26 protein-coding genes and 2 tRNA genes are annotated in these 25,178 nt (G+C 66.0%); 21 read left to right on the top strand and 7 right to left on the bottom strand.

The genetic code is table 11. The annotated features are described in order from the left end of the window. Nucleotides 1-53 precede the first annotated feature (53 nt). On the bottom strand, nucleotides 54-674 hold the full coding sequence (locus tag BP05_RS03260) for a TetR/AcrR family transcriptional regulator (protein ID WP_496360370.1): 621 nt from the start codon (nucleotides 672-674) through the stop codon (nucleotides 54-56). 232 nt (nucleotides 675-906) lie between these two features. Between BP05_RS03260 and ndk the strand changes: the two genes are divergently transcribed. The 11 genes from ndk (at nucleotide 907) to BP05_RS03205 (ending at nucleotide 11,724) form a co-directional block, all read left to right on the top strand. Then, complete coding sequence (ndk, locus tag BP05_RS03255) at nucleotides 907-1,332, top strand: nucleoside-diphosphate kinase (protein WP_496360368.1); 426 nt, start codon at nucleotides 907-909, stop codon at nucleotides 1,330-1,332. Nucleotides 1,333-1,346: 14 nt separating this feature from the next. Next, a complete protein-coding gene (rlmN, locus tag BP05_RS03250) occupies nucleotides 1,347-2,594 on the top strand; it encodes a dual-specificity RNA methyltransferase RlmN (protein ID WP_496360366.1) in 1,248 nt (415 codons plus the stop codon). After that, complete coding sequence (locus tag BP05_RS03245; RefSeq protein ID WP_496360364.1) at nucleotides 2,581-3,414, top strand: tetratricopeptide repeat protein; 834 nt, start codon at nucleotides 2,581-2,583, stop codon at nucleotides 3,412-3,414. The genes rlmN and BP05_RS03245 overlap by 14 nt, the downstream gene beginning before the upstream one ends. Then, nucleotides 3,411-4,229, top strand: coding sequence for a helix-turn-helix domain-containing protein (locus BP05_RS03240; protein WP_496360362.1), 819 nt, complete (start codon nucleotides 3,411-3,413; stop codon nucleotides 4,227-4,229). Before BP05_RS03245 ends, BP05_RS03240 begins: the two co-directional genes overlap by 4 nt. Before the next feature lie 82 nt (nucleotides 4,230-4,311). After that, the gene (locus BP05_RS03235) at nucleotides 4,312-4,941 is read left to right on the top strand and encodes a YfgM family protein (RefSeq protein ID WP_496360360.1); all 630 of its coding nucleotides are present in this window, start codon (nucleotides 4,312-4,314) and stop codon (nucleotides 4,939-4,941) included. A 29-nt stretch (nucleotides 4,942-4,970) separates the two neighbouring features. Further along, on the top strand, nucleotides 4,971-6,149 hold the full coding sequence (bamB, locus tag BP05_RS03230) for an outer membrane protein assembly factor BamB (protein WP_496360635.1): 1,179 nt from the start codon (nucleotides 4,971-4,973) through the stop codon (nucleotides 6,147-6,149). A gap of 101 nt (nucleotides 6,150-6,250) precedes the next feature. Next, nucleotides 6,251-7,651 (top strand): ribosome biogenesis GTPase Der, encoded by a 1,401-nt coding sequence (gene der / locus BP05_RS03225; protein ID WP_496360358.1) that lies wholly within the window; start codon nucleotides 6,251-6,253, stop codon nucleotides 7,649-7,651. Nucleotides 7,652-7,689: 38 nt separating this feature from the next. Beyond that, nucleotides 7,690-8,280, top strand: a complete 591-nt coding sequence (locus BP05_RS03220) for an NTP transferase domain-containing protein (RefSeq protein ID WP_496360356.1) — start codon at nucleotides 7,690-7,692, stop codon at nucleotides 8,278-8,280. Continuing rightward, nucleotides 8,273-9,487 (top strand): molybdopterin molybdotransferase MoeA, encoded by a 1,215-nt coding sequence (locus BP05_RS03215; protein WP_496360354.1) that lies wholly within the window; start codon nucleotides 8,273-8,275, stop codon nucleotides 9,485-9,487. The genes BP05_RS03220 and BP05_RS03215 overlap by 8 nt, the downstream gene beginning before the upstream one ends. A gap of 45 nt (nucleotides 9,488-9,532) precedes the next feature. After that, entirely contained in the window at nucleotides 9,533-10,660 is a 1,128-nt protein-coding gene (gene moeB, locus BP05_RS03210; protein WP_496360352.1) for a molybdopterin-synthase adenylyltransferase MoeB, read from the top strand. An 11-nt stretch (nucleotides 10,661-10,671) separates the two neighbouring features. Continuing rightward, nucleotides 10,672-11,724 (top strand): DUF2272 domain-containing protein, encoded by a 1,053-nt coding sequence (locus BP05_RS03205; RefSeq protein WP_496360350.1) that lies wholly within the window; start codon nucleotides 10,672-10,674, stop codon nucleotides 11,722-11,724. An 18-nt stretch (nucleotides 11,725-11,742) separates the two neighbouring features. Here the strand turns inward: BP05_RS03205 and BP05_RS03200 are convergent, their stop codons facing one another. The 3 genes from BP05_RS03200 to BP05_RS03190 form a co-directional block, all read right to left on the bottom strand. After that, nucleotides 11,743-11,958 carry a hypothetical protein gene (locus BP05_RS03200; RefSeq protein ID WP_496360348.1) on the bottom strand — a complete coding sequence of 72 codons (216 nt, stop codon included), beginning with the start codon at nucleotides 11,956-11,958 and terminating at the stop codon, nucleotides 11,743-11,745. Then, nucleotides 11,955-12,791 carry an alpha/beta hydrolase gene (locus tag BP05_RS03195; RefSeq protein ID WP_496360346.1) on the bottom strand — a complete coding sequence of 279 codons (837 nt, stop codon included), beginning with the start codon at nucleotides 12,789-12,791 and terminating at the stop codon, nucleotides 11,955-11,957. The genes BP05_RS03200 and BP05_RS03195 overlap by 4 nt, the downstream gene beginning before the upstream one ends. A gap of 109 nt (nucleotides 12,792-12,900) precedes the next feature. Beyond that, nucleotides 12,901-13,212, bottom strand: a complete 312-nt coding sequence (locus BP05_RS03190; RefSeq protein WP_496360344.1) for a DUF1244 domain-containing protein — start codon at nucleotides 13,210-13,212, stop codon at nucleotides 12,901-12,903. A gap of 85 nt (nucleotides 13,213-13,297) precedes the next feature. Here BP05_RS03190 and folD point away from each other — a divergent pair, with 85 nt between their 5' ends. The 4 genes from folD to tadA all read left to right on the top strand — a co-directional run bounded on the left by folD (nucleotide 13,298) and on the right by tadA (nucleotide 17,853). Beyond that, nucleotides 13,298-14,158 (top strand): bifunctional methylenetetrahydrofolate dehydrogenase/methenyltetrahydrofolate cyclohydrolase FolD, encoded by an 861-nt coding sequence (gene folD, locus BP05_RS03185; RefSeq protein ID WP_496360342.1) that lies wholly within the window; start codon nucleotides 13,298-13,300, stop codon nucleotides 14,156-14,158. Nucleotides 14,159-14,242: 84 nt separating this feature from the next. Next, complete coding sequence (gene guaB / locus BP05_RS03180; RefSeq protein WP_496360340.1) at nucleotides 14,243-15,700, top strand: IMP dehydrogenase; 1,458 nt, start codon at nucleotides 14,243-14,245, stop codon at nucleotides 15,698-15,700. A gap of 75 nt (nucleotides 15,701-15,775) precedes the next feature. After that, nucleotides 15,776-17,344: a glutamine-hydrolyzing GMP synthase gene (gene guaA, locus BP05_RS03175; protein ID WP_496360338.1), complete on the top strand. Its 1,569-nt coding sequence runs from the start codon at nucleotides 15,776-15,778 to the stop codon at nucleotides 17,342-17,344. Continuing rightward, nucleotides 17,344-17,853, top strand: coding sequence for a tRNA adenosine(34) deaminase TadA (gene tadA, locus BP05_RS03170; protein ID WP_496360336.1), 510 nt, complete (start codon nucleotides 17,344-17,346; stop codon nucleotides 17,851-17,853). The genes guaA and tadA overlap by 1 nt, the downstream gene beginning before the upstream one ends. 2 nt (nucleotides 17,854-17,855) lie before the next feature. Here the strand turns inward: tadA and BP05_RS03165 are convergent, their stop codons facing one another. Next, nucleotides 17,856-18,314: a DUF2721 domain-containing protein gene (locus BP05_RS03165; protein ID WP_496360334.1), complete on the bottom strand. Its 459-nt coding sequence runs from the start codon at nucleotides 18,312-18,314 to the stop codon at nucleotides 17,856-17,858. Nucleotides 18,315-18,375: 61 nt separating this feature from the next. Here BP05_RS03165 and orn point away from each other — a divergent pair, with 61 nt between their 5' ends. After that, nucleotides 18,376-18,939, top strand: a complete 564-nt coding sequence (gene orn, locus BP05_RS03160) for an oligoribonuclease (RefSeq protein ID WP_496360332.1) — start codon at nucleotides 18,376-18,378, stop codon at nucleotides 18,937-18,939. A 6-nt stretch (nucleotides 18,940-18,945) separates the two neighbouring features. On the opposite strand, the gene BP05_RS03155 is transcribed toward orn, so the two are convergent. Continuing rightward, complete coding sequence (locus tag BP05_RS03155) at nucleotides 18,946-19,866, bottom strand: mechanosensitive ion channel family protein (protein WP_496360330.1); 921 nt, start codon at nucleotides 19,864-19,866, stop codon at nucleotides 18,946-18,948. Between the two features lie 10 nt (nucleotides 19,867-19,876). Beyond that, nucleotides 19,877-22,252 carry a phosphoenolpyruvate synthase gene (gene ppsA / locus BP05_RS03150; protein ID WP_496360328.1) on the bottom strand — a complete coding sequence of 792 codons (2,376 nt, stop codon included), beginning with the start codon at nucleotides 22,250-22,252 and terminating at the stop codon, nucleotides 19,877-19,879. A 132-nt stretch (nucleotides 22,253-22,384) separates the two neighbouring features. On the opposite strand from ppsA, the gene ppsR reads away from it, so the two are divergent. The 5 genes from ppsR (at nucleotide 22,385) to BP05_RS03125 (ending at nucleotide 25,178) form a co-directional block, all read left to right on the top strand. Further along, nucleotides 22,385-23,206: a posphoenolpyruvate synthetase regulatory kinase/phosphorylase PpsR gene (gene ppsR / locus BP05_RS03145; RefSeq protein WP_496360326.1), complete on the top strand. Its 822-nt coding sequence runs from the start codon at nucleotides 22,385-22,387 to the stop codon at nucleotides 23,204-23,206. A 116-nt stretch (nucleotides 23,207-23,322) separates the two neighbouring features. Continuing rightward, nucleotides 23,323-23,835: a DUF1249 domain-containing protein gene (locus tag BP05_RS03140; RefSeq protein WP_496360324.1), complete on the top strand. Its 513-nt coding sequence runs from the start codon at nucleotides 23,323-23,325 to the stop codon at nucleotides 23,833-23,835. Between the two features lie 45 nt (nucleotides 23,836-23,880). Further along, nucleotides 23,881-23,956: transfer RNA gene (locus BP05_RS03135), tRNA-Ala, on the top strand. A 71-nt stretch (nucleotides 23,957-24,027) separates the two neighbouring features. Then, nucleotides 24,028-24,103 (top strand) — tRNA-Glu (locus tag BP05_RS03130). 334 nt (nucleotides 24,104-24,437) lie between these two features. Then, entirely contained in the window at nucleotides 24,438-25,178 is a 741-nt protein-coding gene (locus tag BP05_RS03125) for a response regulator (RefSeq protein WP_496360322.1), read from the top strand.

Raw genomic sequence — 25,178 nt, 5'->3', positions numbered from 1 at the left:
GATAGCCCGCTTTCGGTTCGGAGCGTTAAAGCGAAAAATGTTGTCCGCCCGCCTCAGGCGCTGCGGAAGCCGGCCGCAGCGAAGGCAATGAGCTCGCGAGCGGCGCGTTCGCGATGCGCCGCCTCGGTGACGCCGGCGGGGCGCTTGATCAGGCCAAAATCGGCCATCGCATAGGTCAGCGCCCCGACCACGATGTCCAGGCGCCAATACAGGGATTCCTTGCTCAGCGCGGGTAGGCAGGCGGTTATGGCCTTGGCGAATTCGCGCAGTACATGGCCGTAATGCTCGGACAGGAACCGGCGCAGGGCATCGTTCTTTTCCGCATATGCGCGGGCGATCATCCGAGCGAACGCGCCGTTGTGGCGATCCTGCGCCATCGCCAAGGCCGGTTCCACGAACGCGGCCAGGATGGGCTCGAGTTCCCCCGGATGGTCCTTTTGGGCCTCCTTCAGCGCGTTCAGCCGCTGCTGGCTCATCTCGTCCATGCGCCGACGGAAAACCTCGTTGACGAGGTTCTCCTTGCTACCGAAGTGGTAGTTCACGGCGGCGATGTTCACATCCGCCCGGCTCGTGACCTGGCGTAGCGACGTGCCAGCGAATCCGAATTGGGCAAAGAGCTCCTCGGCGGCGCCGAGAATGCGGTCCTTGGTGGAAAAGGGGTGGGGCGTGGCCATGGGACACCAGCAGTCGTTTCAAAGGACGATTCAAACAACTGTTTCAGGCTAGAACCATACGGCACCGCACGTCAACCGCCCGTTGGCGAAAAGTTCTCCAATCGGATCGCTACTTGGGCTAGAATTTGCCCCAGCCATATTGGCTAAACCCGCGATTCGACGCGGGTTTTTCTGTTATTCTCGGGCGCGAACACGGAGTGTTCCGCGGCCCGCCTATCCGGAGATATTTCCCATGGCGCTGGAGCGCACCCTTTCGATCATCAAGCCCGATGCCGTCGCCAAGAACGTCATCGGCGAAATCTATTCGCGCTTCGAGAAGGCCGGCCTGAAGGTCGTCGCCTCGAAGATGACGCAGCTCTCGCGTAATGAGGCCGAAGGCTTCTACGCCGTGCACCGCGAGCGTCCGTTCTTCAACGCGCTGGTCGAGTTCATGATCAGTGGCCCGGTCATGATCCAGGTCCTGCAGGGCGAAGGCGCCGTGCTGAAGAACCGCGACCTGATGGGCGCCACCAACCCCAAGGACGCCGCCCCGGGCACCATCCGCGCCGACTTTGCCGACAGCATCGACGCCAATGCGGTGCATGGCTCGGATTCGCTGGAAAACGCGGCGATCGAAGTTGCCTATTTCTTCCCGGCGACCGACGTCTACTCCCGCTGATTTGAAGTGACGCAATGAACCAGACCCGCGACATCGCCATCGACCTCGTTCCCGCCGGCGCCGCAGCCGACGATGCGACGTCGGCCGCCCTGCGCGGGTCTGTGGGCAAGGCCGCGCCGTCGGAGTCGAAGACCAACATCTTCGACTTCGACCGCGTATCGCTTGAGCGCTTCTTCGAGGAAGAACTCGGCGAGAAGAAATTCCGCGCGCACCAGGTGATGAAGTGGATCCACCACCGCTACGTCACCGAATTCGCCGAGATGACCGATCTGGGCAAGGTGCTGCGCGCCAAGCTTGAGGAGCGCGCCGTCGTGCACGCGCCGCAGCTCATCTTCGACAAGGAATCCACCGACGGCACGCACAAGTGGCTGCTCGGCATGGATCCCAAGAACGCGATCGAGACCGTTTATATCCCGGACAAGGGACGCGGCACGCTGTGCGTGTCGTCGCAGGTGGGCTGCGCGCTCAACTGCCAGTTCTGCTCGACCGCGACGCAGGGCTTCAACCGCAACCTGTCGACGGCGGAGATCATCGGCCAGGTCTGGATCGCCGCCCGCCACCTCGGCAACGTCCCGCACCAGCAGCGCAAGCTCACCAATGTGGTGATGATGGGCATGGGTGAGCCGCTGGCGAACTTCGACAACGTCGTGCGCGCGATGAGCATCATGCGCGACGATCTCGGCTACGGCCTGGCCAACAAGCGCGTGACGCTGTCGACTGCTGGCATGGTGCCCATGATCGACCGCCTTGCGGCCGAGAGCGACGTTTCGCTGGCTGTCTCGCTACATGCTCCGAACGACGAGCTGCGCAGCGAGTTGGTGCCGCTGAACAAGAAGTACCCGATCGCCGAGCTGATGGATTCCTGCGTACGCTACGCGTTGCGCAAGAAGGGCGAGTCGGTGACGTTCGAATACACCCTGATGAAGGGCGTCAACGACCAGCCGCAGCATGCGCGCGAGCTGATCCGCCTGATGCGCGAGTTCGACCGCCGCGTACAGATGAAGGATGCCGCAAAGGTCAACCTGATTCCGTTCAACCCATTCCCCGGTACGCGCTTCGAGCGCCCGGACGATGAAGCCATCCGGGGCTTCCAGAAACTGCTCAACAACGCCGGCATGATTGCCCCGGTGCGGCGCACCCGCGGCGATGACATCGATGCGGCGTGCGGTCAGCTCAAGGGTCAGGTGATGGACCGCACACGCCGGCAAGCCGAATTCCGCAAGCGCCTGGTGGCACAGGGAGCCGGTGATGCGGCTGCGTGACGCACTCGTTCCCGCCCTTTGCGTGGCCCTGCTTGCAGTAGGCGGATGCGGCGGCGGGAGCTACGTGCGCACGAGCCTGGGTAGGGACCACCACATTGAACCGGCGGTCAATCGCATAAGCGAAAAGAAGGACAAGGCGCGCGATGAAGCGGCGATCGAGCAGCGCGCGCTCGTGGAAGTGGCGCGGAATCTTGCAGAAGGCGACTTTCCCGCGGCAAAGCGTTCGGCCTCGGCCATCCTGAAGCGGCATCCTGGCTCGGTCGACGCGCATACCTATCTGGCTATCGCCTTGGACGAAACCGGCGACGCGGCGGGCGCGGCAGCGCACTACCTGCGCGCAACAGAACTCGCCCCCACCAATGGCGGGGTATTGGGCAATTACGGAATCTGGCTGTGCGAACAGGGTCGGGCCGTTGAATCCCTGTCCTGGTTCGATCGGGCGCTCGCACTGCCGAGCTACAAGGATTCGTCCCTGATCGTCGCCAATGCGGGGGTATGTGCCGGCAAGGCGGGACAACCGCAACGGGCCGAGCAGGCGCTGCGCCGCGCGGTCGAACTCGATCCGCAGAACTCACTGGCGCTTGGCGCGCTTGCCGAGCGCGAGTTCCGCGCCGGCGACGCGTTCGAAGCCCGTGCATTTTCGGAACGGCGTCTCGCTGTGGCACCAGCGGATGCCAAGGCGTTGTTGCTTGCGTCACAAATTGAACAAAAACTCGGCGACAGCTCTGCGGCTGAGCGCTACGTTTCGCGACTGAAGACGGAGTTCCCCGATGCACCGGAAGCACGGAACTCCGCTATAGGGGATGGTGGCAGGCAATGACGTATTCCGAGCAGGCAGTACCGGGCATCGGTGCGGGCTGTGGCGCTGCCCTCAGGCAGGCGCGAGAAGCCGCTGGGATGTCCATCGAACAGGCGGCTGCGCAGCTGCGCATGACGGTGCGCGCGGTGGCCAATCTTGAAGCCGACGACTGGGCTGCGCTTGGGGCGCCGGTATTCGTCAGGGGGCAGTTGCGCAGCTATGCACGCCTGCTTGGGGTAGACATCGAGCCCTACATCGAGCAGACACCCGTGGCCTCGGTGGCCCCTTCGACCCTCGTCAGCCACACGCACACTCCGGGCTATCAACGATTCGCCGAACAGGTCGGTCGGCGCGCCATCTATGTGGCGATCACGGCGGCGATCGCGGTGCCGGTATGGCTCGGAACGCGCTCGCACTTCGGCAGCAATGATCTGGCGGTGCAATCGCTCGACGTGCCCGCCACCACGGCCCAGGTCGAAGAGCGGGCTGCGCCCGAGCGGCCGGTTTCCCAGCAGCGTACGCCGCTGGTGGCCTCGATCGCGTCGCTCCCCGCGGCGCCGCAGGCGGCCGCCGCACTGACCATTACTTTCACGGGCGACAGCTGGGTCGAGATCCTTGGCCCGGATAACCAGCAGGTGCTCGAGCGCGGCTTGCTCACGGCGGGCCAGCAGCGCAGCTACAAGATCGGCGAAGTAGGTCGCATCAAGCTCGGCAACATCGATGCCGTGGAAGTGAAGCGCGGCGGCGCAGCAGTCGACCTGGAACCATTCAGCCGCGCGAATGTGGCGCGCTTTACGCTATCCTCTGACGGTTCCCTCGCGCCGGTCGCCAACTGACCCGCGTCGCGGGTCGGCCCTTCCCACCGGCGAGCAGCCGGTTTCCTGATGAACCCTGCCTGCGAAGGCGGGGCGAGACTCCATGGCGATCGACGAACTTCTAGACGAACACGAACAGAGCGAACGCGTCCGCGAATGGCTGCGTCGCAATGGCAGCGCACTTGTTTTCGGCATCGCGCTTGGACTTGCCGCCATCGGGGGCTGGCAGTGGTGGCAGCGCCACCAGGCCGCGAAACAATCCCAGGCCGCCAGCGACTACCAGGCCGCCATCGATGCCATCCAGGCCAACGACAAGGCTGCAGCCGGCAAGATCCAAGCCGTGCCCGAAGGCATCTTCCGCGCGTTGGCCCAGCTCGAACTGGCCAAGTCGCAGGTCGCCGCCAGGCAGGTCGATGCGGCGGTCGCCACGCTACGCGCCATCAAGGTCGACGATCCTGCGATCGCGGCGATCGTCAACCAGCGCCTTGCCCGCCTCCTGATCGAAAGCAAGCAGGCCGATGCCGCCTTGAAGTTGGTCTCCGATGGCGATTCCCAGGCCGCGCTCGAGATACGGGGCGACGCGCAGATGGCGCTCGGCCAGCGCGAGCAGGCCCGCGAGAGCTACAGCAAGTCCCTGCTCAAGGCGAAGGTCGGTACGCCGCAGCGCCGCGTGCTCGAACTGAAGCTGACCGAAGCCGGCGGTACGCCCCCCAAGACCGAGAGCCAGTCCTGATGACGTCCAACATGAGTTCGCCCGATCGCATGCCGGCCTCGACCGTCCTGCTGCGTTCTTCCGCCCTGTTGCTGTGCGTGCTTGCCATGGGCGGTTGCTCCACGGTCAAGGGCTGGTTTGGCAGCAAGAAGGAAAAGCCGAACGAGCCGGCCGCACTGACCGATTTCACGCCGTCGGTTTCCGTCGCCAAGATCTGGTCGGAAAGCGCGGGCAAGGGCGAGGGCCGGGTCGGTGTTCGCCAAGGGCCGGTCGTGGGCGACGGCCGGGTCTACGCGGCAGCCGTCGACGGCGGCGTACGGGCGCTCGACCTGCAGACCGGCAAGACGATCTGGCACTACCCCAGCAAGCTTCGCCTGTCCGGCGGCCCGGGTACGGGCGACGGATTGGTGGTCATCGGCGGTCTCGATGGACAGGTGATCGCGCTGGACGCGGCGACCGGTACGGAAAAGTGGCAGGCCAAGGTCCCGGCCGAGGTCATTGCCGCGCCGGCGATCGGGCTGGGCAGCGTCTTCGTCCGCTCCAACGACGGCCACGTCACTGCGTTCGATGCCTCGACCGGCGAACGTCGCTGGTTCTGGACTTACGACGTGCCCGTCCTGAGCCTGCGCGGCAACGACGCGGTGGTGCTGGGACCGGGCTACGTGTTCTCCGGCAATGACGACGGCACCGTGACCGCATTGTCGGCCGTGGATGGCCACACGCTTTGGACCCTGCCAGTAGGATCGCAGGAAGGCCGTAGCGAACTGGATCGCCTGGCCGACGTCGACGGTACGCCGGTGCTGGAAGGCAGCACCATCTATGCCACCAGCTTCAAGAAGCAGACCGTGGCGATCGATGCGCCGACCGGTCGCGGCATCTGGGCGAGTCAGTTCGGTGGCGTGGGCCGCCTGGGCGTCGCCAGCGACCGGCTGATCGTGGCCGATCCGGCGGGCAGCGTTTACGCGCTCGACAAGAGCAATGGTGCGTCCCTCTGGCAGCAGCCTGCGCTCGCGCGGCGCCTGCTCACCTCGCCGGTGGTGCAGGGTGACTACGCGGTAGTCGGTGACTATGACGGCTACCTGCACTGGATGAAGCTCGATACGGGTGAACTGGCGGCCCGCGCCCGCGTAAGCGGCGATGCGCTTCGCGGCAGTCCGGTCGTTGCGGATGGCATCCTCGTGGCCCAGGACGTCGACGGCAAGCTGGCCGCCTTCCGCCTCGGCCAATAACCGCCGTTTTGGCTTTTCCATGACCCCGGCCCGCGGCCGGGGTTATTGTTTGCGCGATTCGCAGGTTCATCCCTCGATCCGCTCTTGATTGGCAGGTTTGCATGCTTCCCCTCGTTGCCCTGGTGGGCCGCCCCAATGTCGGCAAGTCGACGCTCTTCAACGCCCTGACGCGTACCCGCGACGCGTTGGTGCACGACCAGCCCGGCGTGACCCGTGACCGCAACTACGGCGTATGCCGCCCTGAAGGGCAGCGTCCTTTCGCTGTGGTGGATACCGGCGGCATCGCGGGCGAGGAAGAGGGTTTGGCGGGCGCCACCGCGCGCCAGGCCCGCGCCGCTGCCGAGGAGGCCGATCTCGTGCTCTTCATCGTCGACGGCCGCGAAGGCCCGTCCGCCCTCGACGACGAGATCCTGCAATGGCTGCGCAAGGCCGACCGGCCGACCGTACTGGTGGTGAACAAGACCGACGGTCTCGATGCCGGCGCCGCCAAGGCCGAATTCGCCCGCTATGGCTTCAGCGACGTCATTCCGATCTCGTCCGCCCACCGCGTGGGCCTGGACGCGCTGCTCGCCGACATCCAGAAGCGTTTGCCGGAGGCCGGTAGCGCAGTCGAACTGGATAACGATCCCGACCGCATCCGGGTCGCCTTCATTGGCCGTCCCAATGTGGGCAAATCGACCCTGGTGAACCGCCTGCTGGGGGAGGAACGCATGATCGCCTCGGAGGTTCCCGGCACGACCCGCGATTCGGTCTCCATCGACATGGAGCGCGACGGCCGGCTGTACCGGCTGATCGACACCGCCGGCCTGCGCCGCAAGTCGAAGGTCGAGGAGGCGGTCGAGAAGTTCTCGATCGTCAAGACCCTGGCCGCGATCGAAGAGTGTCAGGTCGCCGTGGTGATGCTGGACGCCGGCGAAGGCGTGACCGACCAGGACGCCAGCGTGCTTGGTTATGCATTGGATGCCGGGCGCGCACTGGTCGTCGCCGTGAACAAGTGGGACAACCAGACCGACTACCAGCGCCAGCAGACCGAGAACCTGCTGACGCGCAAGCTGGCCTTCGTCGACTGGGCGGAAGCGGTGCGCATCAGCGCCAAGCACGGCTCCGGCCTGCGCGAGCTGTTCAAGGCGATCCATCGCGCGCACAAGTCCGCGACCACCGAGCTGGGCACCAGCGAAGTCACCAAGGCCATGGAAATCGCGTACGAAACCAATCCGCCGCCGGTGGTGCGCGGGCATGTGGCGAAGATGCGCTTTGCGCACCCCGGGGGCACCAACCCGCCGACCTTCATCATCCACGGTACGCGCCTGCGCACCCTCGCCGACAGCTACAAGCGCTACCTGGAGAATTTCTTCCGCAAGCGCTTCAAGCTCGTCGGTACGCCGGTGCGCTTCGTATTCAAGGAAGGCACCAATCCGTACGAAGGCAAGAAGAACGTGCTGACGGAACGGCAGGTGGCGCGCAAGCGGCGCATGATCCGCCACGTGAAGCGGAACAAGTAGCGGCAATCCGTGTGCCCGGCGTACGCAGGCCTCTCGCCGTGACATCGCCTATTACCCAAGGCGAACTCACCCTGGGCATCCTCGCGGGTGGCCGCGCCACGCGCTTGGGCGGTGTCGACAAGGCCTGGCTCGAGCGCGGCGGCGTTGCGCAGGTGATCCGGTGGCAGCGCCGCTTCGCCGACGAGACATGCGGCGCACTGGTCAGCGCCAACCGGGAACTCGCACGCTACGCGGACGCCGGCCTGCTGGCCGTTCCGGACCGGACCGCAGACGACCTCGGCCCCATTGCGGGCCTGGACGCACTCTTCGCGCGGTGCCGCACTCCCTGGATGCTGACGCTGCCGGTGGACCTGGTCGGCGTCAACGATTGCCTGTTGCCCAGTCTGGTGTCTGGAGCCGCCGGCACTGGCGCTTTCGCCATCGATGACGAGGGGCCGCAGCCGCTGGTGGCGCTGTGGAACGTGGCTGCCGCAGCGGTTGCCGCCACGGCGATGATCCGCAGCAACGAGACCGCCGTGCATATCCTGCAGGCACGCCTCGGCATGCCGGGGGTGCGTTTGGCGGGCGTACGCTTCGGCAACCTCAATACTCCCGAGGACCTGCGTGCGGCGGGGATGACAAATGGCTGAGTTCGCAACCGGGCTGCTGTTCGACGACGCCATGGCACTGCTGCGCGAGGTCGCCGGGCGGCACCGGCTCGCGATGGAAACGCTGGCCCTCCCGCGCTGCCACGGCCGCATCCTGGCGCAGCAGCTCGATGCGCCAATGGCCTTGCCGGCGTTCGACAACAGCGCGATGGATGGATTCGCATTCCGCCACGCCGACCTCCAGGGCGAGCAGACGCGCCTGCGGCTTGCCGGTGAGCAGTTCGCCGGTATCGCCGGCGATCTCGCCCCGGGCGAGGGCGAGTGTGTTCGTATCACCACGGGGGCGCCCATGCCACCCGGCACGGACACTGTCGCGATCAAGGAAAACTGCCGGCTCGAAGGCGCGACCGTGCTCGTCCCGCGCACGGCGCCGGGTGCGAATGTGCGCTTCGCGGGCGAGGACGTGCGGCCTGGCGACCGCGTCCTGGACGAGGGTGAACTCCTGACGCCAGCGCGCGTTTCGCTCGCGGCGTCCCTCGGGCTTGGTTCGTTGCAGGTATCGCGCAGGCCGACGGTGGCGGTGTTCACGACGGGCGATGAACTGGTCGAACCCGGCATGCCGTTGGCGCCCGGGCAGATCTACGACAGCAACCGCGACCTGCTGATGGGACTGTTGCGCGCCGATGGCCTGGAACCCACGGCCTGGCCACGATTGCCCGACGATCCGCGGCAGGTGGAGATCGCGCTGCGCGATGCCGGATGCGCCTTCGACCTGATCATCACCGCGGGTGGTGTCTCCGCGGGTGAGAAGGATCACCTGCCCGGCGTGCTGGCGCAGTTTGGCCGGATCAACTTCTGGAAAGTGAAAATGAAGCCGGGCATGCCGTTGCTCTTCGGCACGCTCGACCAGGCGCAGGTGCTGGGCCTTCCTGGAAATCCGGTTTCCGTGTTGGCGACCTACCTCACGTTCGGCCGTGCCCTCATCGATGGCCTCCAAGGCCGGAACGACCCGCGACCGGCGTGGCGCGCCCAATTGGTGGCGCCGCTCGACAAGCTACACCCACGCCGGGAATTCCTCCGCGCGCGCCTTTTCAGCGGCGCCAACGGTGCTCTCCACGTCGAAGCCAACGCCGCCACCGGCTCGCACCGGTTGCGTGCGGCAGCGGACTCCAATGCACTGGTGGTGGTGCCGGAAGGCCCGCGGAGCTACGCGGCGGGCGAGGTGGTTGAAGTAATCCCGCTGTACTGAGCGGCGCGATTGGCGTTGCCCGATCCGCGCGCGGATAATTCAGGCATGGCCATCGCAGTGATTTCTCCCGCCGATGCACTGCGCCGATTAGGCGCCGGTGCGGTCCTGGTCGACGTGCGCGAGGCGCACGAGCGTGCCGGCGGTTTCGCGACAGGTGCCCTCGGGATCGCGCGTGCGGAGCTGGAGGCCGACCCAGCGGCCAGCCTCCCCGCGATCGATGCGGAGATCCTGCTGATCTGCCAATCCGGCGGGCGTTCCATGAAAGCCGCGCAGGCATTGGAGGCGGCCGGATACACCAACCTGGCCTCGGTGGACGGGGGTACGACGCGCTGGATCGCGGAAGACCTGCCCCTGACCAGGCCCGCGGTGGATGGCGACTTTTACGATCGCTATTCGCGCCATCTCCGGCTTCCGGAAGTCGGCGAGGCGGGGCAGCGCAAACTCGAAGCCGCGCGCGTCGCGCTGGTGGGGGCGGGTGGACTGGGTTCGCCCGCCGCGTATTACCTGGCGGCTGCAGGCATCGGCACGCTCGTCCTCGCCGACGACGACGTGGTGGACCGCAGCAACCTGCAACGACAGATCCTGCACACCGACGCACGCATCGGCATGGCCAAGGTCGAATCCGCGGGGATCGCCTTGTCGGCGCTCAATCCCCGTGTGCAGGTAGAGCCCTTTCGAGAGCGCATCACGGCCGCGAACGTCGAGCGCCTGATCGCCGATGCCGATGTCGTGATCGACGGCGCCGACAACTTCCCCGTGCGCTACCTGCTCAACGATGCCTGCGTGAAACTCGGCAAGCCGCTGGTGTATGGTGCCGTGCACCGGTTCGAAGGGCAGGTCAGCGTGTACGACGCCGGACGCCGGCGCGGCGACGCTCCGTGCTACCGATGCCTGTTCCCCGAACCACCGTCGCCGGAAGCGGCTCCCAATTGCGCCGAGGCCGGCGTGCTGGGCGTGTTGCCCGGCGTCATCGGCCTGCTCCAGGCGACCGAGGCGGTCAAGCTGATCCTGGGCATCGGTACCCCACTCAGCGGGCGCCTGCTGAATTTCGATGCGCTGGCCATGCGCTTCCGAGAGACCCGCCTGCGTCCGGATCCCGATTGCGTGGTGTGTGCGCCGGGCCGTGAATTCCCCGGTTACATCGACTATGCGAGGTTCTGCGCGGGAACCTGACGGAGGTCGCCATGGGCAACGGACCGGGACGAAACTGGGCGCCAGGCATCGCGCGCTTCGCGTACCGCACCGTTCCCGTGCTTCTTGCCTGCATGGCGCTATGTCCCGCAGGTATGGCCGCAGGGCCGGTGTGCACCCAGATTCCCCAGTCGCCGCCCACCTACGCCGCGCGCATCGCGCAGGTGGCCTGCACCGAAAATGCCCTGTGGTACGGACCTTTCATCGACACACAGGGGCGACTGGCGAGCATCACCGTTTCCGAAAGCGAACGGCTCCGCCTCCAGGATGGAACCACGCCCGCGTGGCAGCGCGTCGCCGACTACTGGAAGGGCAGCGGCTTGCTGCCGCAAATGTCCAACTTTCCCGGCGCAGCGGATTGTGGGTATGCCGCGAGCAGCCATATACAGAGCGCCTCGTGCCGGGCGTTCCTGAGCGACACGCCGTGGTCGGCCGTGTTCGTCTCCTTCGTCATGAACCGCGCAGGGGTGCCGGGATTCAATCCCTCGGCCAGCCACATCGACTACATTCGCGATGCCTACCGATATCCGGAGGCATCGCCCTATCGCCTGGCTGATCCGGAGTCCGCGAATCCTGCGGCCGGGGACCTGCTGTGCTTCTCGCGCGGCCGTTTCGACCTGGGTGCGCAGGGGTTTCGCGAATTCCTCGCCAGCGGCTCGGGCGACGGCATCAACATGCATTGCGACATCGTCGTCGCCGCCAGTCCCGGGGGCGACGGCAAGCTTTACCTGGTGGGAGGCAACATCCTCCAGGGCGTGACCATGCGGGTGCTGCCACTCAACCGTACGGGCGCGATCTGGGCCCTGCCTCGTCGCGCCGCCAACACGGGCGCCTGTCAGCCGCGCAGCGAAGAACCGTGCAGTTTCAATCGTCAGGACTGGGTGGCGCTGATGAAGCTCAAGCCGTTGCCGGCACCCAGCGGCGCGTTGACTACTTTGGGCATCCAGCCACAGCGATGCTGCACGCAGTGTCCGTTGCCCATGCCCGCCAACTTGAAACGGTGTCCGGCACCGCTACGTCCGGCGGACGCGCAGCCGGTCAGGTAGGTCGGTCGTGGGAATTCTTCAGACAACGCGTTCGACAACGGCCGCCGCGCTCGCCGTCTTGCGCCGCGGCTTGGCGCGCGGATCGAGCTGCACGTTGAGCACCATGTTGCAGTGGATGCAGCTGTAGCTCAGGCAACGGATGTCGTCGTTGCCGTTGTTCTGCCCGAATACGCTCTCTATGCGGACATGCAGCAACCGCTTTCCGCACTTGGGGCATTCGCCTTGGTTGATCATGTCGACTTTCTCCGGGCCAGGGTTACGTTCGGGCGTTGGGTCTTGGAGGCGGGGGGACCCGGTGTGCGCGAAGGCACGGCGAAGAACGTCTTGAGCGTCTTCGCGAATCCCGGAGCCATGGCCACGTCGCCGTGCTCGGCATTGGGCAGCTCCAGCACCTGCGGTCGACGCGGCAAGGCTTCGATCAGGCGCTGGGTACTGGTGGCCGGGATCACCTTGTCCTTGCCGGCGCGCACCACCAGGGTCGGGCCGGTACGGCGGCTCAGGTTGGACGCCGAGTCATACCGGTCGCGCGCCAGCAGGCGTATGGGCAGCCAGCGGTAGCGCGCCTGGCCGACGTTGGTCAGGGTGTCGTAGGGGGTGATCAGCGCCAGGCGGCGAACCGGCCGGCGGGCGGCGACATGCGCGGCCACTCCCGAGCCCAGGCTGTAGCCGATCACGTCGATGCCGATGCGCGGGTGCGCCTGGCGGACATGGTCGAACAGCGCCAGGGCATCGCTGGCGAGGCTCTCTTCGTCGGGCTGGCCCTCGCTCGCCCCGAATCCCCGGTACGAGACCAGGTACACCGTGTGCGTCGGGAACCAGCGGGCGAAGCTCGAGCGATTGAGGTGGATCGGCTCGGAGTTGCCGCCGAAGTAGACCAGGGCGCGCCTGCGGCCGGGATTGACCACCCAGCCCCGCAAGGTGACGTCGCCATTGACCAGGGAGAAGTTGGTCTGGCCGGCTTCCACCCGGGTTTCGTCCGGGCAGTACACCAGGTCCCGCTGCCGCACGTACATGAAGCCGCAAAGCCCCAGGTACACCATCGAAATTGGCAGCGCGATCCAGAACATGGCCTGTCGCAGTACCTGTCGTGCAGGTTCCTCAAGCTCGGAGAAAGCCTACCGGCAGCGATGTGATCCGGGCGCATCCATGCCGGTCCCCTGCATCGAGGTCGGAGGTCTAGCCCTTATGCAAACGCTGCGCCGCCTCGAACGCGGCCAATTGTTCGGGGGAGGCCTCGCGCTGGTGCTTGGCCTTCCATTGCGGGAAGGGCTCGCCGTAAACGGTTTCGCGCGCCTCGTCCTTGGTCATGGTGATGCCGCGGTGCTCGGCGGCTTCGCGGTACCAGTCGGCCAGGCAGTTGCGGCAGAAGCCGGCAAGGATCATCAGGTCGATGTTCTGGACGTCCGGACGCTCCTGCAGCAGGTGGTCGCGCAGCCGGCGGAAGACGGCGGCTTCGATCTGGGTGGTTTCGAAATCGGTGGCGGGCATGGAAATCGGCCGGAGTGGGAAAGGGATGGGCGATAATGTGCGCCTTCATCGCTCCTCCACGCCACCGAATCGGCCGCCCCCACGCATGACCGCCCGCATCCTTGACGGCAAACGCATCGCCGAAGACCTGCTCGACAACCTCAAGGCGCAGGTGGATGCGCGGGTCAAGGCCGGCAAGGCCGCCCCGGGGCTGGCCGTCGTGCTGGTCGGCAACGACCCGGCTTCGGCGGTCTACGTCAAGAACAAGCGCCGCGCCGCGCAGAAGGTCGGCATCCGTGCCATCGACTACGACTTGCCGGCCGACACCAGCGACGAGCAGCTGCTCGCCCTGATCGACCAGCTCAACGCCGACCCGGACGTGCACGGGATCCTGGTCCAGTTGCCACTGCCCGGCCATCGCGATGCAACCCACCTGATCCACCGCATCGACCCGCGCAAGGACGTGGACGGCTTCCACCCGGAGAACGTCGGCCACCTCGCCCTGCGCCAGTTCGGCCTGCGGCCCTGCACCCCGCGGGGCATCACCACGCTGCTGGCCTACACCGACCGACCGGTGCGCGGCCAGAGCGCGACCATCGTGGGGGTCTCCAACCACGTCGGCCGCCCGATGGCGCTCGAGCTACTGATCGCAGGCTGCACCGTCACCAGTTGCCACAAGTTCACGCCGCCGCAGGTGCTGGAACAGGCGGTCCGGAACGCGGACATCCTGGTGGTCGCGGTTGGCCGGCCGCAGCTGATCCCCGGGGAATGGGTCAAGCCTGGCGCCGTGGTCATCGACGTGGGCATCAACCGGGTGGAGGACGGACGCCTGGTCGGCGATGTCGGATTCGAGGCCGCCTCGCAACGCGCCAGCTGGATCACGCCGGTACCCGGCGGGGTGGGGCCGATGACCGTGGCGACCCTGATGCAGAACACGCTGGAAGCCGCCGAGGCGGCGGATGCCTGATCCGGAACGACGAATCCCGCGAATGCGAGCGCCGCGGTAGCGAAACACGTTACAATTACTGGCTTCATCCATCCGGGACCGCCCATGCTGCGAATCCAGGCTGAAGCGCTGACCTACGACGACGTTTCGCTCGTTCCCGCGCATTCCACCGTCCTGCCCAAGGACGTCTCGCTCGCCACGCGCCTGACCCGCGACCTCACCATTCGACTGCCGATCGTCTCGGCGGCAATGGACACGGTTTCCGAAGCGCGCCTCGCGATCGCGATGGCCCAGCTTGGCGGTATCAGCATCGTCCACAAGAACATGACTCTCGAGGCGCAGGCGGCGCAGGTCGCCCACGTCAAGAAGTTCGAGGCGGGCGTGATCAAGGAGCCGTTTACCGTCGGCCCCGATACCACCATCGCCGAAGTCCTCAAGCTCACCCGCGCCCGCAACATCTCCGGCGTGCCAGTGGTGGAGAACGGCACGCTGGTGGGCATCGTGACCAGCCGCGACATGCGCTTCGAGAAGAAGCTCGACGATCCGGTCCGCCACATCATGACCAAGAAGGACCGCCTCATCACCGTGCGCGAAGGCGCGTCGGACGAAGAGGTCGTGCAGCTGCTGCACAAGCACCGCATCGAGAAGGTCCTGGTGGTCAACGATGGCTTCGAGTTGCGTGGCCTGATCACCGTCAAGGACATCCAGAAGAAGTCCGACAATCCCAACGCCGCCTACGACAGCAGCGAACGCCTGCTGGTGGGCGCCGCGGTGGGCGTGGGCGGCGACACCGAAGCCCGCGTCGCCGCGCTCGCGGCCGCCGGCGTGGACGTGGTGGTGGTCGACACCGCGCACGGCCATTCGCAGGGCGTGCTGGACCGCGTGAAGTGGGTGAAGAAGAACTTCCCGCAGCTGCAGGTCATCGGCGGCAATATCGTCACCGGCGACGCCGCACTCGCGCTGATGGACCATGGCGCGGACGCGGTGAAGGTCGGTGTCGGCCCGGGTTCCATCTGCACCACGCGCATCGTGGCCGGCGTCGGCGTACCGCAGATCACCGCGATCGACATGGTCGCCGAGGCGCTGCAGGACCGCATTCCGCTGATCGCCGACGGCGGCATCCGCTACTCGGGCGACATCGGCAAGGCACTGGTCGCCGGCGCTTCGTCGGTGATGATCGGCGGCCTGTTCGCCGGCACCGAGGAAGCCCCGGGCGAAGTCGAACTGTTCCAGGGCCGCAGCTACAAGAGCTACCGCGGCATGGGTTCGCTGGGCGCGATGGAGCTGGGTTCCAAGGACCGCTATTTCCAGGATGCATCCGACGCCGACAAGCTGGTGCCGGAAGGCATCGAAGGCCGCGTCCCGTACCGTGGCCCGCTGCGCGGCGTGGTCCACCAGCTCGCCGGCGGCCTGCGCGCCACGATGGGTTACGTCGGTTGCTCGAACATCGAGGAAATGCGCAAGAAGCCCTCCTTCGTGAAGGTCACCAGCGCCGGCACGCGCGAGAGCCATGTGCACGACGTGCAGATCACCAAGGAACCGCCGAACTATCGCGCGGGATGAATGTGAGCCGGAAGGGAGACGTCAGTTTCCCTTCTCTGCTTTTGAGACTTCGATTTTCAGTGCATCGCCGCCCCCATGACGACGAACATCCATAACGACAAGATCCTGATCCTCGACTTCGGCGCGCAGTACACGCAGCTGATCGCCCGTCGCATCCGCGAGATCGGCGTCTACTGCGAAATCTGGGCCTGGGACCACGATCCACAGGAGATCGCCAAGTTCGGCGCCAAGGGCATCATCCTCTCGGGCGGTCCGGAATCGACGACCCAGCACGGGGCGCCGAAAGCGCCGCAGGAGGTGTTCGACAGCGGCCTGCCGATCCTCGGCATCTGCTACGGCATGCAGACGCTGGCCGCGCAGTTGGGCGGCGCGACCGAAGCCGCCGATGCCCGGGAATTCGGTCACGCGGAAGTGGAGCTGGTCGCACGCGACGCGTTGCTGGGGGGCCTGAGCGACCACGATGGCGAGCCACGCATCGATGTGTGGATGAGCCACGGCGACCACGTCGCCAAGGCCCCGCCGGGCTGGACGATTACGGCCGTCACCGATCGCATCCCCGTTGCGGCGATGGCGCTGGAGGAAAAGCGCTGGTACGGCGTCCAGTTCCATCCGGAAGTGACCCATACCACGCAAGGTCAGACGCTGCTGCGTCGTTTCGTCGTCGACATCTGCGGCTGCCAGACCCTCTGGAACGCCGCAAACATCATCGAAGACCAGATCGAGCGCGTGCGCGAACTGGTGGGCGGCGACGAAGTGATCCTTGGGCTCTCGGGCGGGGTGGACTCGTCCGTCGTCGCCGCGCTGCTGCACAAGGCGATCGGCAAGCAACTGACCTGCGTCTTCGTCGATACGGGACTTCTGCGCTGGAACGAAGGCGACCAGGTGATGGCGATGTTCGCCGAGCACATGGGCGTGAAGGTCATCCGCGTCAACGCCGCCGACCGCTACTTCGAAAAGCTCAAGGGCGTCCACGACCCCGAAGCCAAGCGCAAGATCATCGGCAACCTCTTCATCGATATCTTCGATGAGGAGTCTGCCAAGCTCAGCAACGCCAAGTGGCTGGCGCAGGGCACGATCTATCCGGACGTGATCGAATCGGCCGGCAGCAAGACAGGCAAGGCGCACGTCATCAAGAGCCACCACAACGTCGGTGGCCTGCCCGAAGACATGAAGCTCAAGCTGGTGGAGCCGCTGCGCGAGCTGTTCAAGGACGAGGTGCGCCGCCTCGGCGTGGAACTCGGCTTGCCTCGCGCGATGGTGTATCGCCATCCGTTCCCGGGTCCCGGACTGGGCGTGCGCATCCTCGGCGAAGTGAAGCGCGAGCACGCCGAATTGCTGGCCAAGGCCGACCACATCTTCATCGATGAGCTGCGCAAGGCCGGCTGGTACGACAAGACCAGCCAGGCGTTCGCGGTGTTCCTGCCGGTCAAGTCGGTCGGCGTCGTCGGAGATGCGCGTGCCTACGAATGGGTGATCGCGCTGCGCGCGGTCGAGACGATCGACTTCATGACCGCGCACTGGGCGCACCTGCCGTACGACCTGCTCGGCACGGTGTCCAACCGGATCATCAACGAATTGCGCGGTGTTTCGCGCGTCGTGTACGACATCAGCGGCAAGCCGCCTGCAACGATCGAGTGGGAATGATGGACCCTGCTACGGGCGAGCAGGGGATTGAAGATCCCCGCACCCAGGACGAGCGCTGGATGCTCCATGCGCTCGAGCTGGCGCAGCGCGCGCAGCACGAGGACGACGAAATTCCGGTAGGCGCGGTGCTGGTCTCCGCCGACGGCCGGATCCTCGGCGAGGGCTGGAACCGCAACATCACCGACAGCGATCCCACCGCGCACGCCGAAGTGGTCGCCATGCGTGCGGCCGGCTCCAGGCTGGGCAACCATCGGCTGCTCGGCACGACGCTCTACGTGACGCTCGAACCCTGCGCAATGTGCGCGATGGCGATGGTCCATGCCCGGATCGCGCGTGTGGTGTTCGGCGCGAGCGACCCCAAGACCGGAGCCGCCGGGAGCGTTTTCGACCTGCTCGCCGACCCGCGGCATAACCATCGGGTTGAAGTCGCCGGAGGCGTATTGGCCGAAGAAGCCAGCCGGCGCCTCACCAACTACTTTCGCGTCAAGCGCGGCAAGGCCCCGCTGTAGGCTCAGCCGCGCCGGCGCGCGAGCTCATGGTCGAGTTCGTCGTCGAAGCTACGTACCGACAGGCTGACCTCACGCCACAGCGCGAAGCTGGCCGCCAGCAGGAACAGGACGCCGAAGACCGCCAGCATCGTGGGCAGCGCGCCCATGCGGAAGCCGAGCAGCGCGTCCATTGCCAGCGTGAGGCTGGTACCCACAAAGCTGGCGAGCGCGGCGTAGAGCATCTGGCAGGCGCGCAGCACAAGGTGCGCACGTTGCCGGTGCCGCAGGATCTGCGCGTCGCGTTCGGCACGGTCCGGGGCCTCTTCCTCCCACGCGACGATCAGCGAGCGCAACCGGTCGACGACCCGCGCCAGTCGGGCGTTGGCCGATGCCAGCAGCGCCGCCGTGGCGGTCAGGAAGAACGCCGGTGCCAGCATGGCCGTGAGGATCGCGTAGTGGACGTAGGTCGGGTTGGAAAGCATGGCGCATGGATTCGACGGAGGCTGGGCTATGATGCGGCGTCCCGGACGGTAGTGCGAGCGCATGGTTAACCCGCAGAAGGAACAGCGACTGATCTGGATCGACCTGGAGATGACCGGGCTCGATACCGACAACGATTCCATCCTCGAGATCGCTACCGTCGTCACCGATGCGCAACTCGAGATCCTTGCGGAAGGACCGGAACTGGCCATCGCGCATCCGCTCGAACGCCTGCAGGCGATGGACGAATGGAACCGCAACCAGCACGGAAAGTCCGGGCTTTGGCAGCGGGTGCTGGAGCAGGGCGTGACGATGGCGGAGGCCGAACAGCGGACGCTGGCCTTCCTGTCCCAATGGGTGCCGGCGAACTGCTCGCCGATCTGCGGCAATTCGATCTGCCAGGATCGCCGCTTCCTGCACCGTTGCATGCCGCGGCTGGAGCGGTACTTCCACTACCGCAACCTCGACGTAAGCACGATCAAGGAACTTGCCCGCCGCTGGGCGCCCGCCACGCTCAATGGCGTGCGCAAGGAGTCCAAGCACACCGCGCTCAGCGACATCCACGATTCCATTGCCGAGTTGAAGCATTACCGCGCGGCGATGGGCAGGCTCGGCGGCCTGGAGTGAGTTGACTCACCCTTTCGGCAGGTGCGATCCAAGTCCCTCGCCGATCGGACCGTTCAGCAGATCGGACAAGGCGCGGCCGTCGGCGCCGTGATGAAACACCCTGATATCACGGGTTCCGGCGGGAAGGCCGATGCCCAACTCGACCAGCCCGTTGCGGACAGCCTCGGTGAGGTCGCTGCGAAGCTGCTGGACGTCGCCCGTGCGCGCCCAAACGCGCAGCTCGATGCTGATGCGATTGTCCGCCGCCAGGCCGGTGGCGAAGACCAGGGGCGCGGGTTCCTGCAAGATCCGCGGCTCCTTCTTTGCGATCTCCACCAACCGCATGCGCGCGGCCTGCAGGTCGTCGCCGTGTGCGAGGGTGGCGGCGATGTCGATGCGGCGCTTCATCGTGGCGGTGAAATTGGTGATCGCCGCCGCGGTGATGAGGCCGTTGGGCAGGATCACCACGCGGTTGTCAGGCGTGCGCAGGCGAGTCTGGAACACGCGGACCTGCTCGACCGTGCCCTCGAGGCCGGCAGTCAGCACGTAGTCGCCGGCGCGGAACGGACGTTGTGCGATCAGCTGGAAACCGGCGACCAGGTTCGACAACGAATCCTTCAACGCCAAGCCGATGCCCAACCCCGCCGCACCCAGCACAGCGAACAGCGACGCAGTCGGGAAGCCAAGGAACTGCAACGCCGCCAGGATCACAACGACCACCATCGCGGCATAAGCGATGTTACGCAGGAAACCCCGCAGCGTGGTTTCGGTCTGCGTCCGTTCCAACACGCGATCGAGCGTGCGCGACAACCGCTTCGCCAGCCACAGGCCGATCAGCAGGATCAGTGCCGCACCCAGCAGGCGCAGGCCGTAGAGCTCGGCCAGCGCCCGCCAATGCTCCAGCGAGTGCAGTTCCTTCAGCGTGGTGGTCTCGATGGCCGGTTCCATGGCGCCGCGGTCAGGTCGCTGCCTTCACTTTCGCCAGGCGAAGCCAGGTATCCACGACCGTGTCGGGATTCAGCGACACCGACTCGATGCCCTGCTGCATCAGCCACTCGGCTAGATCCGGGTGGTCGCTGGGTCCCTGGCCGCAGATGCCGACGTACTTGCCCTTGGCACGGGCGGCCTGGATGGCCATCGACAGCAGTTTCTTCACCGCCGGATCGCGCTCGTCGAACAGGCCGGCAACGATGGCCGAGTCGCGGTCAAGGCCCAGGGTGAGCTGGGTGAGGTCGTTCGAACCGATGGAGAAGCCGTCGAAGATGTCGAGAAATTCGTCCGCCAGCAGTGCATTGGAGGGGACCTCGCACATCATGATGATCTTCAGCCCATCCTTGCCTTGCTCGAGGCCGTTGGCCTTGAGCACTTCGATTACCTTGCGGCCCTCATCCAGCGTGCGCACAAACGGAATCATGACCCAGCAGTTGGTCAGGCCCATTGTCTCGCGCACCTTCTTCACCGCCCGGCATTCGAGCGCGAACGCATCGGCGAAGCTCGGATCGACATAGCGGCTGGCGCCACGGAAGCCGATCATCGGATTCTCTTCATGCGGCTCGTAACGCGATCCGCCGATCAGGTTGGCGTATTCGTTGGACTTGAAGTCGGACAGGCGCACGATCACCGGGTTCGGGGCGACCGATGCGGTAATGGTTGCAATGCCTTCGGCCAGGCGGTCGACGTAGAAGTCGACCGGGTCGCCGTAGCCCGCGGTCCTGGCGTCGATCTTCTTCTTCGTCTCGGCGTCCTGCGAGGCGTACTCGAGCAGCGCCTTGGGATGGATGCCGATATGGCTGGCAATGATCATTTCCAGGCGCGCCAAGCCGATGCCGGCGTTGGGCAGCATTGCGAAATCGAAGGCGCGCTCCGGGTTGGCGACGTTCATCATCACCTTGAGCGGCGCCTCCGGCATCTTGTCGAGGTCGGCGACGTTGCGCTCGAAGGGCAGGGCGCCGGCATAGATGTATCCCGTGTCACCCTCGGCGCAGGAGATGGTGACTTCCTGGCCATCCTTGATCCTGTCCAGTGCATTGCCGGTGCCCACGACCGCGGGCACGCCGAGCTCGCGCGCGATGATCGCGGCATGGCAGGTGCGGCCGCCACGGTTGGTGACGATGGCCGAGGAACGCTTCATCACCGGTTCCCAGTCCGGGTCGGTCATGTCGGCAACCAGCACATCGCCAGGCTGCACCCGGCTCATGTCGTCGAGCGACCTCACGACGCGGGCGACGCCGCTGCCGATCTTGTTGCCGATGGCACGGCCTTCCGCGATCACCGCGCCGCGTCGCGTAAGCGCGTAGCGCTCGATCTGCGTCGCGTGCGCGCGCGACTTCACCGTTTCCGGGCGCGCCTGGACGATGAACAGTTTGCCGCTGACGCCGTCCTTCGCCCACTCGATGTCCATGGGGCGGCCGTAATGCTTTTCGATCACCAGCGCCTGCTTGGCGAGTTCGTGCACGTCGGCATCGTTGATCGAGAACGTGTTGCGCAGGTCGGCTGGCGTCTCTTCGATCCTGACCCGCTCGCCGGGCTTGTCCGAATAGACCATGCGCTGCTGCTTCGCGCCGATCGAGCGGCGCAGGATCGCCGGCTTGCCCTGCTGCAGGGTCGGCTTGTACACGTAGAACTCGTCCGGATTCACCGCGCCCTGCACGACCATCTCGCCCAGGCCGAAGCTCGAGGTGATGAAGACGACGTCGCGGAATCCGGACTCGGTGTCCAGCGTGAACAGAACGCCGGAGGAACCGACGTTGGAGCGCACCATCAGCTGCACCCCGGCCGAGAGGAAGACGTCCTCGTGCTTGAAGCCGTGGTGCACGCGGTAGGCGATCGCGCGGTCGTTGTAGAGCGAAGCGAACACTTCCTTGACCTTGTGCACGACATCGTCGGCGCCGGTCACGTTGAGGAAGGTTTCCTGCTGGCCGGCGAACGAGGCATCCGGCAGGTCTTCGGCGGTCGCGGACGAGCGCACCGCGACCGCGACGTCCGAACCGCCGTTCTCATCGCAGAGCTGCCTGTAGGCCTTGCGGATGTCCGCATCGAGGTCGGGCTGGAGCGGCGCGTCGATCACCCAGCCGCGGATTTCCTTGCCTGCCGCGGTGAGGGCCGGCACGTCTTCCACATCCAGCGTCGCCAGCTTGTCGTAGATGCGCTGGTGCAGGTCGTTGTGGGCGATGAACGCCTTGAATGCTTCCGCCGTTGTCGCGAAGCCGCCGGGAACCGATACGCCGAGGTTCGCAAGATTGCCGATCATCTCGCCGAGCGAGGAGTTCTTGCCGCCCACGCGGGCCAGGTCGGACAGGCGCAGCGCGTGCAGCCAGAGGATGTTCTCGTTCAAGACGGGGCTCCGTGGGGTAGGGGCCGGAGATGGCCTGGATGGCGAAACCGCTATTATCGCCGCTGCATCGGGCCCAGACAAACGCGGTTCCGGTGCTTTCTTCCGCTGCTACAGGTCCTCGCGAGGTGGGTGATGCCCGGAATCCGGCCGGTTTTCTACGTTTCCGACGGCACCGGCATCACGGCCGAGACGATCGGCCACAGCCTGCTGACGCAGTTCACCCAGACCCGCTTCGTCACTGATCGCTATTCCTTTATCGACAGCATCGAACGGGCGGCTGAAGTGGCTGCAAAGATCCGCGCAGCCGGCGAGCACCATGGCACGCGGCCGGTCATCGTCAATTCCTGCGTCGACGGCGCCGTGAGCGCAGCGCTGGCCGAAAGCGGTGCGCTGATGCTGGACGTGTTCGCGCCCTTCATCGAGCCGCTGGAGCGCGAATTGGGCGAGGCCCGCGAACGCCGCATCGGCCAGGCGCACGGCCTGGTCAACTTCGAGACCTATCACCGTCGCATCAACGCGATGAATTTCGCGTTGACCCATGACGACGGCGCCGCGACGGATTACGCCGGCGCCGACGTGATCCTCGTGGCCGTATCGCGCGCAGGCAAGACGCCGACCTGCGTGTACCTGGCGCTGCAGTACGGCATTCGCGCGGCAAACTACCCGCTTACCGAGGAAGACCTCGAACACGACCGCCTGCCGCAGCGGCTGCGGGCCTACCGCAACAAGCTGTTCGGGCTGACGATCGATCCGGTGCGGCTACAGCAGATCCGTCAGGAGCGCCGGCCCAACTCGCGTTACGCCCAATTCGAGACGTGCCGGCGGGAAGTCGCGGCGGCGGAAATGATGTTCCGGGGCGAGGGCATTCCAACCCTCAGCACCACGCATACCTCGATCGAGGAAATTGCCAGCAAGGTGCTCACGACCCTGGGCATTCACCGCGAGATGTTCTGAGCGGATGTCCGGCAGCTGAAACGCTGCATTTTCGAGGGGAAGAACTGTGACCATAGGCGCGTTCATCGGGCGCGTCAACGCTGCGCCGCGTGGCCTGCGCGTGTAGCATCGGTCCCATGCAGCAACTCGTTACCCGCACCACCCATGTCGATCTGCCGGGGCGCCTCCGGCTAGGAAAGTTCGGTTGGCTGATGGGGCTGTACGCGGAAAACCACACCCGCCTGCAGCGACTGTTCGAACCGGCCGACCTCGCGCCCGGCCGCTACCAGTCCGATATCGGCGACGGCCTGCCGCTGCTCCTGGACGTGATGGAGCAGCACCGTTACACCACGGAACTGCGCCTGACTTACGACATGGTCGATCCGGTCACGGGCGAGCCCGATCCATCGGCGTTCCTGCGCGTCTACCACGACGCCCGCCAGGTCGAAGCGACTCACTGCTACGTCGGACGGCGCTGGCAGGATGTGATCGGCATGTATCCGCCGCCGGCCGAAATCATCGGCCATCGCCTGCGGATGAACACTTTCCTCGGAAAGTGGCTGCAGTACCTGGCCGAGAGCGGCCACGGCGTCGCCACGCTGCGTCTCCGCGAAGATGCGGATGTGAAAAAAATCGAAAAGGTGGCTTGACGCTCCTGAATCAGCTCCCTAAGATAGCGGTCTTTCCAGCGCCGTGGGGCCATAGCTCAGCTGGGAGAGCGCCTGCATGGCATGCAGGAGGTCGCCGGTTCGATCCCGGCTGGCTCCACCACTCTGGTTACAAGTTTCAAAAACAGGCCGGCTTTCAGCGAAGCACTTCGGTGAAAGCAAAAGTTCTACAGCGTCCCCATCGTCTAGAGGCCTAGGACATTACCCTTTCACGGTAGCGACCGGGGTTCGAATCCCCGTGGGGACGCCAACTGACAAGCACTTAGGGCCCGGGAAACCGGGCCCTAAGTGTTTTTGGGTTCCGGGATTCCTCGCAGCAAAGCGCGTCAGTGCATGCGCTCTGGCCTGGTCCGCTCTTCCGCTTGGGCCAAGGGCGCGACGTCGCTTGGCGCGTTGCAGTGACTGCCGGAACGGATGCGCCTGAGAGCCGGCGCGATGCAGATTGCCGTGACCACTCGGCCATGGCGTTGAAGCCGAGGGTGCACGAGCCCGCTCCATGTCGATGGTGCGCGCGCCGCCCCATGTCCTGCTGAACCCGCCGGATAGGGGTACGATCGCCGCGAGCGACCGGAGCCGCCAGCGCCATGCAAGCTGCCACGCCGCACGAGGCCCAGCGGATTGGGCAACCCAGAGTCTTGGTGGTCGATGACGATCCCGAGATTTCCGCGATGTTGTCGCGCTACCTGCAGGGCCAAGGCCTGGGTGTGCGCGTGGCCCAGAACGGGGCCCAGGTCCGGGCCGCTTTGAGCGCGCCGGACTTCGACGTGGTGCTGCTCGATCTGGGGCTGCCCGATGCGGATGGGCTCGGCCTCATGCGTGAGCTCCGCGGCCGCTGGGCGGGCCCCGTCATCATCGTGAGTGGCCGCGGCGAATCCATCGAGCGCGTGGTCGGCCTGGAACTCGGCGCCGACGACTACGTCAGCAAGCCATTTGACCTGCGCGAACTGCTGGCGCGCATCCGTTCCGTCCTGCGTCGCGCGCAGCCCGCAGCCTCGACGGAGATCGCGCAGCAATTCACTTTCGACGGGTTGAGCCTGGACATGGCCACGCGCCAACTGTCTGGTCGGGGCGGCGAAGACATCAGCCTTACGTCCGGTGAACTGGACCTGCTGCTGGCCCTGGTGCAACGACCGCACCAGGTCCTCAGCCGGGACCAGCTGATGAATGCGATCCATGGCCGCGACGCGGGGCCCTATGACCGGGCCATCGACATGCAGATCGGGCGCCTGCGCCGCAAGGTGGAACTCGACCCCGGCAATCCGCGGCTCATCAAGTCGGTGCGAGGCGCTGGCTATCTGTTCGCCAGTGCGGTGCAGCGCGGTTGA

Source organism: Lysobacter oryzae DSM 21044 (genome assembly GCF_059568595.1).
The sequence above is the reverse complement of the archived record's forward strand: the minus strand, read 5'-3'. Positions and strand labels throughout refer to the sequence as shown.

Coding starts and splice junctions, on each gene's coding strand:
- BP05_RS03260 (WP_496360370.1), bottom strand. CDS start 674: ATGGCCACGCCCCACCCCTTTTCCACCAAGGACCGCATTCTCGGCGCC.
- ndk (WP_496360368.1), top strand. CDS start 907: ATGGCGCTGGAGCGCACCCTTTCGATCATCAAGCCCGATGCCGTCGCC.
- rlmN (WP_496360366.1), top strand. CDS start 1,347: ATGAACCAGACCCGCGACATCGCCATCGACCTCGTTCCCGCCGGCGCC.
- BP05_RS03245 (WP_496360364.1), top strand. CDS start 2,581: ATGCGGCTGCGTGACGCACTCGTTCCCGCCCTTTGCGTGGCCCTGCTT.
- BP05_RS03240 (WP_496360362.1), top strand. CDS start 3,411: ATGACGTATTCCGAGCAGGCAGTACCGGGCATCGGTGCGGGCTGTGGC.
- BP05_RS03235 (WP_496360360.1), top strand. CDS start 4,312: ATGGCGATCGACGAACTTCTAGACGAACACGAACAGAGCGAACGCGTC.
- bamB (WP_496360635.1), top strand. CDS start 4,971: ATGCCGGCCTCGACCGTCCTGCTGCGTTCTTCCGCCCTGTTGCTGTGC.
- der (WP_496360358.1), top strand. CDS start 6,251: ATGCTTCCCCTCGTTGCCCTGGTGGGCCGCCCCAATGTCGGCAAGTCG.
- BP05_RS03215 (WP_496360354.1), top strand. CDS start 8,273: ATGGCTGAGTTCGCAACCGGGCTGCTGTTCGACGACGCCATGGCACTG.
- moeB (WP_496360352.1), top strand. CDS start 9,533: ATGGCCATCGCAGTGATTTCTCCCGCCGATGCACTGCGCCGATTAGGC.
- BP05_RS03205 (WP_496360350.1), top strand. CDS start 10,672: ATGGGCAACGGACCGGGACGAAACTGGGCGCCAGGCATCGCGCGCTTC.
- BP05_RS03200 (WP_496360348.1), bottom strand. CDS start 11,958: ATGATCAACCAAGGCGAATGCCCCAAGTGCGGAAAGCGGTTGCTGCAT.
- BP05_RS03195 (WP_496360346.1), bottom strand. CDS start 12,791: ATGTTCTGGATCGCGCTGCCAATTTCGATGGTGTACCTGGGGCTTTGC.
- BP05_RS03190 (WP_496360344.1), bottom strand. CDS start 13,212: ATGCCCGCCACCGATTTCGAAACCACCCAGATCGAAGCCGCCGTCTTC.
- folD (WP_496360342.1), top strand. CDS start 13,298: ATGACCGCCCGCATCCTTGACGGCAAACGCATCGCCGAAGACCTGCTC.
- guaB (WP_496360340.1), top strand. CDS start 14,243: ATGCTGCGAATCCAGGCTGAAGCGCTGACCTACGACGACGTTTCGCTC.
- guaA (WP_496360338.1), top strand. CDS start 15,776: ATGACGACGAACATCCATAACGACAAGATCCTGATCCTCGACTTCGGC.
- tadA (WP_496360336.1), top strand. CDS start 17,344: ATGGACCCTGCTACGGGCGAGCAGGGGATTGAAGATCCCCGCACCCAG.
- BP05_RS03165 (WP_496360334.1), bottom strand. CDS start 18,314: ATGCTTTCCAACCCGACCTACGTCCACTACGCGATCCTCACGGCCATG.
- orn (WP_496360332.1), top strand. CDS start 18,376: ATGGTTAACCCGCAGAAGGAACAGCGACTGATCTGGATCGACCTGGAG.
- BP05_RS03155 (WP_496360330.1), bottom strand. CDS start 19,866: ATGGAACCGGCCATCGAGACCACCACGCTGAAGGAACTGCACTCGCTG.
- ppsR (WP_496360326.1), top strand. CDS start 22,385: ATGCCCGGAATCCGGCCGGTTTTCTACGTTTCCGACGGCACCGGCATC.
- BP05_RS03140 (WP_496360324.1), top strand. CDS start 23,323: ATGCAGCAACTCGTTACCCGCACCACCCATGTCGATCTGCCGGGGCGC.
- BP05_RS03125 (WP_496360322.1), top strand. CDS start 24,438: ATGCAAGCTGCCACGCCGCACGAGGCCCAGCGGATTGGGCAACCCAGA.